10 protein-coding genes and 1 pseudogene are annotated in these 12222 nt (G+C 44.6%); 4 read left to right on the plus strand and 7 right to left on the minus strand.

Annotated features, from left to right (window positions below):
* From A3757_RS01165 to A3757_RS01180, 4 genes are all read right to left on the minus strand, one after another.
* Window positions 1–2012 (minus strand): protein meaA (locus A3757_RS01165; RefSeq protein WP_068739018.1); only part of this gene is annotated, 2012 nt, incomplete at its 3' end.
* Window positions 2013–2201: 189 nt separating this feature from the next.
* Complete coding sequence (locus A3757_RS01170) at window positions 2202–3890, minus strand: acyl-CoA dehydrogenase family protein (RefSeq protein WP_197469631.1); 1689 nt, start codon at window positions 3888–3890, stop codon at window positions 2202–2204.
* A 221-nt stretch (window positions 3891–4111) separates the two neighbouring features.
* On the minus strand, window positions 4112–5224 hold the full coding sequence (locus A3757_RS01175) for a GGDEF domain-containing protein (RefSeq protein ID WP_068513774.1): 1113 nt from the start codon (window positions 5222–5224) through the stop codon (window positions 4112–4114).
* 71 nt (window positions 5225–5295) lie between these two features.
* The gene (locus A3757_RS01180; RefSeq protein WP_068513777.1) at window positions 5296–6303 is read right to left on the minus strand and encodes a zinc-dependent alcohol dehydrogenase family protein; all 1008 of its coding nucleotides are present in this window, start codon (window positions 6301–6303) and stop codon (window positions 5296–5298) included.
* 504 nt (window positions 6304–6807) lie between these two features.
* On the opposite strand from A3757_RS01180, the pseudogene A3757_RS01185 reads away from it, so the two are divergent.
* The 3 genes and pseudogenes from A3757_RS01185 (at window position 6808) to phaC (ending at window position 10323) form a co-directional block, all read left to right on the plus strand.
* Window positions 6808–7856: pseudogene (locus A3757_RS01185) on the plus strand (acetyl-CoA hydrolase/transferase family protein).
* 144 nt (window positions 7857–8000) lie between these two features.
* Window positions 8001–8381 carry a phasin family protein gene (locus A3757_RS01190; RefSeq protein ID WP_068511741.1) on the plus strand — a complete coding sequence of 127 codons (381 nt, stop codon included), beginning with the start codon at window positions 8001–8003 and terminating at the stop codon, window positions 8379–8381.
* A 154-nt stretch (window positions 8382–8535) separates the two neighbouring features.
* Window positions 8536–10323, plus strand: coding sequence for a class I poly(R)-hydroxyalkanoic acid synthase (phaC, locus tag A3757_RS01195; protein ID WP_068739020.1), 1788 nt, complete (start codon window positions 8536–8538; stop codon window positions 10321–10323).
* A gap of 17 nt (window positions 10324–10340) precedes the next feature.
* Here phaC and A3757_RS01200 read toward each other — a convergent pair whose 3' ends face one another.
* From A3757_RS01200 to A3757_RS01205, 3 genes are read right to left on the minus strand one after another with little or no spacing between them, the layout of a single operon-like run.
* Window positions 10341–10574 (minus strand): YacL family protein, encoded by a 234-nt coding sequence (locus A3757_RS01200; RefSeq protein ID WP_197469623.1) that lies wholly within the window; start codon window positions 10572–10574, stop codon window positions 10341–10343.
* A 14-nt stretch (window positions 10575–10588) separates the two neighbouring features.
* On the minus strand, window positions 10589–10714 hold the full coding sequence (locus A3757_RS27850; protein ID WP_197469622.1) for a YacL family protein: 126 nt from the start codon (window positions 10712–10714) through the stop codon (window positions 10589–10591).
* Between the two features lie 20 nt (window positions 10715–10734).
* Complete coding sequence (locus tag A3757_RS01205) at window positions 10735–11730, minus strand: chemotaxis protein CheX (RefSeq protein WP_068553928.1); 996 nt, start codon at window positions 11728–11730, stop codon at window positions 10735–10737.
* Between the two features lie 195 nt (window positions 11731–11925).
* On the opposite strand from A3757_RS01205, the gene A3757_RS01210 reads away from it, so the two are divergent.
* The coding region (locus A3757_RS01210; RefSeq protein WP_068739022.1) for a DUF302 domain-containing protein at window positions 11926–12222 on the plus strand (297 nt) is incomplete at its 3' end.

Genomic DNA, 12222 nt, shown 5'->3' on the forward strand with positions numbered 1-12222 from the left:
TTTTGTGCATTAATGACGTCCATGATCTCGTTCATCACAGCCATTAGGTCGAAATCCTTAGGCGTGAAAATGCGCTTAACACCCTTGTTTTGAAGAGAATCAAAGTCAGGCGTTGGAATAATTCCACCAAGTATGACGGGAATTTCATCCTTAGCATTGTTGCTTTCCAGTTCATCGAATAGCTGATCGATAATTTCATTATGTGAGCCTGATAGCAAAGAAATTCCGATTACATCGACATTCTCTTCTAATGCTGATTGAACGATATCAGCAGCGCTTAGTCGAATACCGAAATAGATGACATCGAAGCCAGCATGGCGCGCCGCGACAGCGATCATTTCCGCGCCATTTGAGTGACCATCAAGGCCTGGTTTACCAACGACAATACGTGGGCGATAGCCATTAGTTTCTATGAACTGTTCTACCTTGGCACGAACTTGTTCCAGAGTTTCTGACTCAATCGTAAGAGCCTGACCATCAACACCTGTAGGTGGACGGAACTCGCCAAAGGCTTCACGTAAGGTATCTGACCATTCGCCCGTGGTTACGCGCGCTTTTGCACATTCAATAGAGGCTGCCATCATATTTTCGCCATTTTTTGCGGCTTCAGCCAAGGCTTTTAGAGAAGCTTCTACACGGGCGGCATCGCGGCTGGTTCGTGTATTGTTTAAGGCATCAATGGTTTTCTGAGCAGCTTCAGCGTCGACCATAAATATACCGCCGTCACTGTCTCCAACGAGTGGTGATTCAATACCGTCTGTCCACTTGTTCTTACCGACCACAACTTGCTCGCCTTGAGCCAGCTTGCTCATTCGCTCGCCTTGAGAAGAAACAAGAGAAGACTTCATATAACCGGTCTTGATAGCTTCAACACAACCGCCCATATCTAGAATCTTATTAATTTCTGCAAAGGCTTGCTCTTTTAGCTCAGCTACTTTTGATTCGATAACCTTAGAGCCTTCGAATAGGTCAGGGTACTCAAGCAAGTCAGTTTCATAAGCCATAACTTGCTGAAGACGCAGTGACCACTGCTGATCCCAAGGGCGCGGAAGGGATAGAGCTTCGTTCCAGGCAGGTAGCTGAAGTGCGCGACAACGTGCGTTACGGCTAAGTGTCACGCCTAATGTTTCGATCAGAATACGCCATGCATTGTTTTCTGGCTGTTCTTCAGTCAAACCCAAAGAGTTAACCTGAACACCGTAACGGAAGCGACGGTATTTAGGGTTCTTAACACCGTAACGTTCACTGGTGATCTCATCCCACATTTCGCCAAATGCGCGCATTTTGCAGGTCTCTTCTACAAAGCGCATACCAGCGTTTACAAAGTAAGAAATTCGGCCAACGCAACGCTCAAACTCTTCTTCATTGAAGCAGTCACGTTCTTTGATTGCATCCAGAATTGTAATTGCTGTTGTCAGAGCGAAAGCGAGTTCTTGAACAGGCGTCGCGCCGGCTTCTTGAAGGTGATATGAGCAAATGTTTGAAGCATTCCATGAAGGAATGTTGTGCAAGCAGTATTCATACATGTCGACGATAATGCGAATAGAATCTTCTGGTGGGAATATGTAGGTACCACGTGCCAGGTACTCTTTGATCAAGTCATTTTGAGTCGTGCCTTTAAGCTGGCTAATATCTATGCCACGCTCTTCAGCTAAAGCAACATACAAAGATAATAACCACATGGATGTACCATTGATGGTCATCGAGGTGTTCATTTCCTCTAAAGGAATGTTATCGAATAGTACTGCCATGTCATCGAGTGAATTGATCGGCACGCCGACCTTGCCAATCTCGGGTTTCGCAATATCATGATCGGAGCTGTAACCACATTGCGTGGGGAGATCCATTGCAATACTTAAACCCGTCTGGCCTTTTGCCAGGTTATTACGGTAAAGCTCATTGGAGGCCCAAACATTGGTGTGTCCGGCGTAGGTTCTGAAAATCCACGGACGGTCTTTGCTCGGCTTATCTTCTTTATCGTAGATCAGATGCGCTTTATTTTGCTCACTCATGTTACTTCATTCCGATGTGGGTCGATTCCGAGAGTACTTGAGGCTCTGTCCTCGACACTGCATGTCGCTAGTTCAATGTTTATTAGAGATCGGTCAAAGCGTCTTTCAATAGGAAAGTTTTTGAATGATCTCTTTTAGGGTTTGCTTAGCCAGCACAACAGCTTGGCTGGCTGAGAATCAAATCGCAATCTACGCTGCGTTCTCGATTAGGGTTCTGGCAATTACTTTCAGTGCAAGAGTCTCTTCAGCACCTTCAAAGATAGAGAGTACGCGGGCATCAATCCAGTAACGGCTCACTGCTGATTCTTCTGCATAGCCCATACCTCCGTGAATCTGCAATGCCTCACGTGTTAGCCACTCAGAAGACTTACAAGCAAATAGTTTCACTAGGCTGGCTTCCATCTGGCCTTTGCCTTCATCCATCAAACGGCCTACGGCGTAGGTAAACTGGCGCGAAGCGGTCATCAAGGTCGCCATGCGAGATAGTTTGCTTAGGGTAAGCTGGTATTCACCCACAGGCTGGCCAAATACTTTACGTTCTTGTGAGTAGCTGATCGCACGCTCATAAGCGGCTTGCATGAGGCCATTTGCACGTGCAGCAGTTTGGATACGTCCACCAGAGAAACCTGCCATCGTGTAATAGAAGCCTTTACCCAGGCCTTCTTCACCACCTAACAAGTGGCTGTCTGGAACAAAGACATTATCGAAGAATACGTCGAAAGAGTGCATGCCTCGGTAACCGATTGTTGGGATTGCTTTCCCGCTTAGCTTACCGCCACCTTCTTGCTCGTATTCAAAATCATGGCCGTCGAAAGAAGGTTTTTCAACTAGGAACATGCTTAAGCCTTTGTGGCCCAAGCCTGGATCAGGGTTAGTACGCGCTAGTGTTAACAAAACGCCAGCTTTACCGCCAAAAGTACACCATGTTTTCGCGCCGTTAAGTACCCAACCACCGTCAACTTTTTCAGCTTTTAGTTTCATGCCTGCAACGTCAGAACCAAAATCTGGCTCGGTAATGGCAACTGCGCAGGATGGGTCAGCCCAAGCTAGCTTTGGCAGCCAATATTGTTTCTGTTCTTCAGTACCACCGGCCATGAGAGCTTTAGAAAGAATCTCAGGACGTGTAATCAAACTACCTGCTGCGGCTAAAGAGCCACGAGACAGTTCTTCAGTTACAACGATCATGCCCATGTTATCTTCACGGTCGTCTGGCTGTAAGCCGTCGTAGCGCTCTGGAATAGACAAACCGAAACAGCCCATTTCAACCAATGGCTTTAGAATTTCATCAGGAACCATCAAATCTTCGCGATGAATATGCTCTGCTTTTGGCATGACAACGTCTGTTGCAAAGCGCTGGAATGATTCACGCATGATTTCTTTATCTTCATCAAGTAAAGGATCAGTTGTGCAGCCATCTTGACCTAGCATGATTTTACCAAGCTCAACAAGTTTAGCAGTTTGCAGGTAGGTGTCGCAGAAATCCACAACAGCATCGTTGTCAAAGCTTTCAGCAAACTGTTCTTTAGACAAACCAAACTCTCTGGGTTTGGTGGCTAGACGAGCTTTAGTGCTTTGTACGGCTTCAGCACAGAACATCAATGCAATCGTTTCTTCGAGGTAGAGTTCTTCTTGTTCGCCTTTAGAGGCTCTGATTTTTTCAGCGTAATCACAGATTGAGCTAGCGGCTGCAATTTCAGCAGAAGCGTAGGCGAGGTCATAGGATACAACCTGGTATTCGTCTAATTTATGCCCGGAAAGGCGGCCCGTTTCGTTCAAGCACAGGTGCTTGATATGGCTTAGAGAAGTGTTGAGGGCATTCTGCGCGTGGCTGACGACAGCGCGTGCGTTCGAGATTAGCGTTGATGCTTGTCCAGACAAAGGGGAATCTCCTAATGTAAATACGTAGAAAAAAATCTAAAAAAATGGGTGTTAACTATAATTAACCGGCCATAATATAGGAAAAAAAAGGGTAAAAAAAGCTTTTGGCTGAGGCTATATTTTCTTTCGAATGAATTTAGCTGGTTAGTTGGGAAAAGTATTTGTTGCCAGGTCTATATCTAATTGGTACTACTTATAAATTAAGCTGGCGTGTGCTGACTTCAGGAAAGTGCATAATATTGGTTTCTACCATGCTCTTTTGCGTAATAAAGTGCAGTATCCGCTTCTTTTACTAACTCGCTTCGGTCATTACGAAAATTTGGTGTCGTGGTTGCACCACCAATGGAGCAGGTAATATTGATGACTTGACCATCTATTTCGAACTCTAAGTCTGATACTGCCTTAAGCATGCGCTTGGCAATATTCTCGGCACCATTTTTGTTTGTATTAGGTAGCAAAACGATAAACTCTTCACCGCCGTAGCGTGCGACGCAGTCAGAAGGTCGGGCAACCTCATCGTTGATCGCTTTGGCTGTTTTCTTCAAACAGTCATCGCCAAACATGTGACCATAGTTATCATTGAGGTTTTTGAAGAAATCCAGGTCAATCATAATGAGACTTAATGGGCAGGACATTCGCGAGCAGCGTTTCCACTCTTTACTGTATTCTTTATCAAAGAACATTCGATTCTTTAGCTGTGTGAGCGGATCTGTGGTGCTTAATTGTTCCATGAGCTCAGCCCTCTCTTCTGCAACCAAGTGATTGGTAATCGCAGACCAGTAGTCGTTATGGCTCGCTTTGGAAGAGGTGAATATGTAAGTCAGGCAGATACTGCATAACAAGGCATACATTAAGTTGCTGGTACTGCCATCATGAATCAAGGCGCCAATCACGGGCAGAAGCATAAAGATAGGGTAGAGAGTCCGGATTTCCGAAGATATGCTCAGTGTACTAGCACCGCCGACAGTGAAGGCGGGGGTAATAATTAAAATAGCGGTTTGCATCACTGTTAAACTGTCATCATAGATAACCCAGGCCGACATGCAGCCCCAATGAAGTGCTGCACCAAGAATAGTGATGACAAGCCATTGATGTAAGACGGGAATGTTAGGTGAGGGGCTACGGTTAAGTATTAATAGATGAGCAATTCGCAAGGCAGCAAATAATATGATTAGCCCCGTGTTTAGATAGAGAAAGCTGGGGTTGACTTGATCAAGGTTGAAGGTAAAAGCCAGAATTACCCAAACACCAAAATAGGTTAATATGCCGCTCTTTGCTCTATTCGTCAGGTCAGCTAAAGCATGGCTTTGCAGTTGTTGATGGTAATGAGGCATTTTTTATTCTGGCCTTCCGGTTTATCTTTATTATTTGCGTCTATATATCTGGCAGTATAAAGCATTCCTTACTAGGGCGTGATAATAATTTTCCCAATATGCTTATTAAGAGACAAGGTTGAAAAAGCTGACTGATAATCGGACAAACTAAAGGATTGAGCAATAACTGCTTGTAGATGACCTTCGCTAAATCCGCGACGAATTGCAGTAATGGCTCTTTGCTTCTGTTGCTCCTGTTCTAGTGTCTGGTCGACCGTATAGCCTTTTAGCGTCAACAAGCGCTTCATCAATACACCTGCGTGAATATCCATGGGCCGCCTGTCGAGCATTCCCTGAATTACAATTCTACCGCCTCGTGTTGAGGCTTTTACCAGGCCATGTGTGCCAGGGCCTGCCACGGCATCAAATACCAGGTCGCTTCCTTTTCCCTGGGTTATGCTCATCACTTCTTCGGCATATTTGAGGTTAGCTTCATCATCTCTGTCTTGGACGATGACATGCGGTGCGCCGAGTTGGCTCAGTATTTCTGCCTTTTCTTGACTAGTTGTGGTGGCTATGGGGTTTGCGCCAATCATGTTGGCGATTTGGGTAGCCGCGATACCCACGGAACTTGATGCTGCGGTGATAACGACATTTTCACCCGGTTTGAGGCCTCCCGCTTCAATCAAGCCTCCCCAGGCAGTGAAGTAGGCCATCCAGATTGCGCCACAGTGTTCATCGGGTACCGAGTCAGGGCTCGGTATGAGCGATGCTTCGTTATAGGCTCCATATTCTGCCAGTGTGCCTTGTGAATGAACATCAAAGCTCATTGGGCATAGGGCCACTTTGTCACCTAGCTTAAAGTTACTTTTACCGTCAGCTGGTAATGCGTCAACAATCCCGGCGGCTTCGAAGCCTAACCTGCTTCCTGGGTTTGGCTTGATAAAGTAGCGGTTTTGACAGAATAGAAGGTCGCCTCGATTCAAACCAATGGAGCGTATTCTTACTCCTACCTGGCCTGGTAACGGGGCTGGTTGATCTTGTTCTATCAGTTCAAGGCTATCCAGGTTTGGTGGAGAGCTTATGCTTAGGGCTTTCATAGTTTGGCTGTTCACGCTAGAAGGGTCGTTAATTTGGTGCAATATTGAAGCTGATGTTGCTCAAAAAAGCTATAGGTTTTTAAAAGACATAAGCAGCTGAAATCACACCTGTAAGAAATAATTCACTAAACTAACACGCCGCCTTAAGAATGTTTGTTCAAACTGGGTTTACAGTAAAAGAATCTTAAGGGGAGTAGCAAGATGCTTGAAGCCGTTTATCAATCGAAGAAAATTTCCAAGGAGCAGCTTTCCGGGCAGATGCTTGGCGTATCAAACCTGATACTGGGAATGAGTGTTGCCATGCCGCGTCTACTTCTTAGCTGGCTAAGTGAATGCGCTGAACAAGAGCGAGTTGCGCCGTTTAATTTGTATTACATGCACGGCTCAGAACATCTACGTAATACGCTTCTTAAACCGTCTTTGTCGGGGAGGATCTCGCCCAGGCCATTATTCTTAAGCGCCTCAGACCGACAAGCGCTGGCTGAGTCAAAAGATGAAGCATGGATGCAGTTTGTACCGACTAATTTTCATCAGGTTGGACGTTTGCTGACTGCCCATATATCACCGGATTGTTTTATGGTGACAGTCTCAAGTATGGATAAACACGGTTATTTTAGTCTGGGGACTAATGCCGACTATGGCGCGAGTGTCATTCGTAAAGCCAGGCGAGTGGTGGTTGAGGTTAACTCGAATATGCCTAAAACGTTTGGTGAATGTACCATTCATATTTCCGAGATTGATGCACTGGTCGAACATGATGAGGCTCTGTGCGAAACGCAATTATCTGAGCCTGGTCCAATAGACAAGATAATTGCCAGTCAGATTGCAGAACATATCCATGATGAAGATACATTGCAGATGGGAGTTGGTGGTGTGCCAAATGCGGTGCTCGGAATGTTAGATAGCCACCGAAATTTAGGCCTGCACTCTGAGTTGTTTTCGCCCGCGATGGTTAGGTTGATTCAGTGGGGAGTTCTGACCGGTAAGAAAAAATCCTGGATGCAGCACAAGCACGTGTTTACCTTAGCTTTGGGTGACAAAGCGATGTATGACTTTATGGATGATAACCCTTCGATCGTTGGTTATCCTGCTTCCTGGGTGAATAATCCGGCAGTGATCAGTAAGAACAATAATATGGTTTCTGTAAACGCTGCAATCGAAGTTGATTTGACGGGGCAGGTGAATGCAGAGCATATGAATGGTCAGCAGTTTTCAGGCACCGGAGGGCAGTTGGATTTTGTGAGGGGGCTTATATGGCCGAGAATGGCCGTTCTTTTATCGCGCTTCATTCTACAGCAAAAAAAGGTCAGGTGAGTCGAATTGTCCCACGCATAGAGGGTGGGGCTGTGACCGATACCCGTATGGATACGCATTATATTGTGACGGAAAATGGCTGTGTAGATTTAAAGGGTAAATCTTTAAGTGAAAGGGCTGAGCTACTAATACAGCTGGCGCATCCCAGGTTTCAGCAAGAGTTGATCGATAGTGCCCGAGCAATGGGGGCTTTGGGAAAAAGTGGGCGAAAGTTGCCCGGTGCAGAAATTGCTTCATAGTTAAAGAGAGGGACGCTTTTATGACTTGGGTCATTGAGGATTATTCCTTTCTAGTATTACAATCGAATAGAAATATCTCTGACATAAAAGTGTCTTAATATGCCAAGGATATGTTTTGTTAAACCCAGTGATGAGGATAGGGAATTGAATACAGATTTTTTGAAAGATCTAAACGAAAAAGCAAAGGAATCACTGGCGCCTATGAGTAAAGTTGGTGAGTTAATGACCAGCTCTATGCAGGAAACCTTCAAAGCACAAATGGAGTCGGCGAAAAAATATTCAGACTTTGCATCGGCCCGTTTTAAAGCATTTACCGAAGTAAAGGACCCTGAGTCTTTACAGGATTTCTTTAAAGAGCAGATGGAAGCTTTTGGCGAGCTAAACGAGCAGATGATGACTGATATTCAAGCACTTAGCGATGCTGGAAGTAAGTTTCGTGAAGAGTTGGAAGAAATTATGAAGTCGGCTTCAGAGCCCAAAACTGAAGCAAAACCAGCTGCTAAAGCGACAAGTAAAGCAAAGTAGTGGTATGACAATGAAGGCCAGTACTACTTAGCAGTTCTGGCCGTTCATGACTTTTTTCGCAGGCACTTTCTCCATACCGCTATCTATACCTCTAGATTGGGTATTTAGCCCTTTTGGCTGCCTGTTCTATAAGAATAATTAGGAACACGCTCTTATGACGAAAAACCTTTTTGATAATCCCTATTGGAAAATGAGTGCCAAGGCAATGGAAGAAAGCCAGCGCGCTTTAACTTACCTTTCAACTCAATTGAATGAAGAGCATGGTAGCTTGCAGGCTGTTGCCAGTGATGCTACAGAGTCTTTTCTAAAGTATGTCCAAGAGGTTGTAAAGCATCCTTGGGAAACGACAAAGCAAACGGCAGACTTGGGCAAGAATTACTTTCGTGTCGTTAAGTCGGCTTTATCGCAGGTTGCGGGTCGAGAGGTTGAGCCGGTCGTTGAGGCGGAAAAAGGAGATTTTCGATTTAGTGATGAAGGCTGGGTTGAAAACGCTTATTTTAACTTTATCAAGCAAGCTTATTTGGTGACCGGTCGTGCATGGTTAGATAGCATTAATTCTATGCCAGGCCTTGATGATAAAACGCGTAGCAGAGCAGAGTTTTTTGTCAGGCAGCTCGTTAATGCCGCATCACCTTCAAACTACATTCCTACAAACCCAGAGCTTTTAAGTCTTACGATTAAAACTCGCGGTGCCAATCTGGTGCAGGGCTTTGAGCGCTTTGTAAAAGACTTGGAAAAAAGTGCTGATACCTTAAAAATCACCATGACGGATGATGAGGCCTTTCAGCTAGGTGAAAATATTGCGACCACCAAAGGAAAGGTTGTTTATCGTTGCGAGTTGTTTGAGTTGATTCAATACTCTCCGCTTACCGATAAAATCACTGAGACGCCTTTGCTGATCATTCCACCTTTCGTCAATAAATTCTATATTCTCGATTTATCAGAAAAGAATTCCCTCGTGCGATGGGCGGTAGAGCAGGGGCAGACCGTCTTTATGGTGTCTTGGTTGAACCCGACTGAAAAAGAGCGGAATATCGGTTTCGACCGCTATGTCACCGACGGTGCATTACATGCTCTAGAAGTGGTTGAAAAACAAACGGGGATCCGTGAAATCAATGCGGCGGCCTATTGTATTGGCGGCACCTTATTAATGACTACGCTAGCCTATATGGCTGCGCGTAAGCTAAAGCCTCGTGTTAAGTCAGCAACGCTTTTTACGACCTTGACAGATTTCTCTGATCCGGGAGATATTGGTGTATTTATCGATGACCATACGATTAAAGCGATAGAACATCAGAATAATCAAAAAGGCTACTTCGATGGCAGAGTGATGGCGGTTTCATTCAGCAAACTGCGTGAGAACTCTCTGTATTGGAATTACTATATCCAGAACTATCTAAAGGGTGAGTCTCCGACGCCTTTTGATCTTTTATACTGGAACTCCGATAGTACTAATATCACCGGTGCTTGTCATAACGAGATGCTGCGAAAATTCTATATGGAAAATCGTTTGGTTAAACCAGGTGCTTATGCGGTCAATGGCACCAAAATAGACTTGTCCAAAATAGAAGTACCTTTGTATTTTATCAGTACCCATCAAGATCATATTGCCAAGTGGCGTGTTACCTATGAAGGTGCCAAAATCTGCAAAGACAACGCAACCTTTGTGCTGGGTGAGTCCGGTCATATAGCGGGTATTGTTAACCCTCCAGCGAAGAAGAAGTATTCTTACTGGACGAATGAGAATATTGTTGACGATGCGGATGAGTGGCTCGCGGCGAGTGAGCACCATAAAGGCAGTTGGTGGACACATTGGAACGACTGGCTCCAGCCCTATAAAGGCGAAGAGATCGAAGCTCGTTTGCCCGAAGCAGGAAAGCTTGAAGTCTTATGTGATGCCCCTGGTACCTATGTAAAACGTAAGCTTGGTGTGATGAACTGATAGAAGAAACTATCGTTCTAGGGCAGGCTTTTGTTTTTAATAAAACGCTGCCATTCTAGCAAGGCTTGTTGGAAGTCAAGTAAACCACATTCTGCCTGGAGCTCCTGGTCATATAATTCTGTATTTTCAGGAAGCTCTTCGTAGACCTCATAACCGAGAGCGTTCGCAAGAACTTCTGCTCCCACTTTGTCTAACCTGAGTTGAAATTCAGAGCCTTGAAAGTGGTATTGAGTGATTTGTCCTTTTTCCACTTTGTCTATTATTGTTAAACCTCGTCAATTGCGACGATAGTCTTTAGCTCCATATTGAAGTAAGTAGCGATAGCTTCATGGCCGCTAGAAAATAGGGCTTGCGGCTGGGAACTCTCATCAAACAAAAACTCGTAATCCAATTTTGGCCTCTGTTGTTTGATTAAAACATTTCCAAATCACCATTTTCAACCAGGTGCTCTACAATTTGATCGTTTTCAGTAAACTTTTCAGGTGACCAGCTAAGGTTGAAGATAAGGCGTTGATAGATGGTGATTTCATCAAAGCGGAATTTAGGGTCGATCAGCTTAAACTTAAAGCATAGTTGAGGCTCGGTTGAACCAAAGGACATATGTTTTTGAGAGTGGTTTACCAGCGTTGGGACATAAATACGATTGCCTTCTAAACTCTCAACGGAAGAGAAGTAGCAAGAGCGTGCTTTACCCCAAATCAGGTTGGTGGCTTCGTTGAGAATCGAGTTAATATCATTGCGATTCGGACGCATTGAATGAATGGCAGTTGCGTCAGAGCGAATTAAATCAGTGATTTCCTTTTCAGTGGTCTGCAGCATCATATAACCACGGCACCAGTCACTTTCCAAAGGAATCAGTGTGAACAATTCACCATAGATTAATTGGTCTTTTACCAGGTAGGGGTAATCACAATGAACTTTTACCCCGGGGATCAGGCTTTCAAATACTTGAGTAGAGATCTCCTGAAAGCCCTTGGCCAACTCCAGAGGGTAATACATGCTACAAATATACTCGTTGATCAAACCGTTAAGTTGGTCAATGTTGTTGTTTTCATAGCTGCCAGCAATCGCTTGAAGGACTTCAGGAGAAAGTTCTTTACGCGTTACTCTGCGTAAAAATATCGGTAGTTCAGGACGTTTGCGGTGAATCTGGAGGCACAAATCTAAACCACTTACGCCACTACTATCAGGCGCTTCGGTCAGGAATACACTGCCCAGGTCGAGATTTGACGACAGGACTTCGTCAAACTCACTCGACGCCCCTTCGAGACCGATATGGTCGTCCTCGGTTTTGACTCTTAAACCAACCAAATTATTTTCAATGCAAACATCTTTTAACAAGGTCAATGACGTTTTTTCGAACTCGTGTACAAGTACTTTACTGACAATTTTTGTGTCCTTGCTCATCCATACCTCGTTTAAAACGGACCTGAGAATTAACAAATTTGAAACTGCATTTGATGCTACAACAGTATAGTGTACAAATAAGGCTAGCGAGTAAAATTATCAGATTGAGCCGCTTGTGCTCGAACTTGAGTGTGCTACCTTATATGCTATTAACCAGGAGTCGCTTAAGTACATAGATAATAAAAAGGAAAAATTATGAAAAGTATAATGTTGATGGTCCTATGCGGCTTTTTGGCTTCATTCAGTGCTATCGCTTCTGAAGGCCTGGTATCACTTGAAAGCCCGTATACAGTGAAGAAAACTGCCGACCGATTTGAATCAATTATTCTGGCGAAAGGTCTAAGTTTGTTTGCAAGAATTGATCACAAGGAAAATGCGGAAAGCGTTAATTTGGCTATGCCCGAGACGGAGCTTATTCTTTTTGGTAACCCAAAGGTAGGAACACCTCTAATGAACTGCGCGCCAGCGGTAGCAATCGATTTACCGCAGAAA

This window comes from Oleiphilus sp. HI0117 (genome assembly GCF_001635235.1).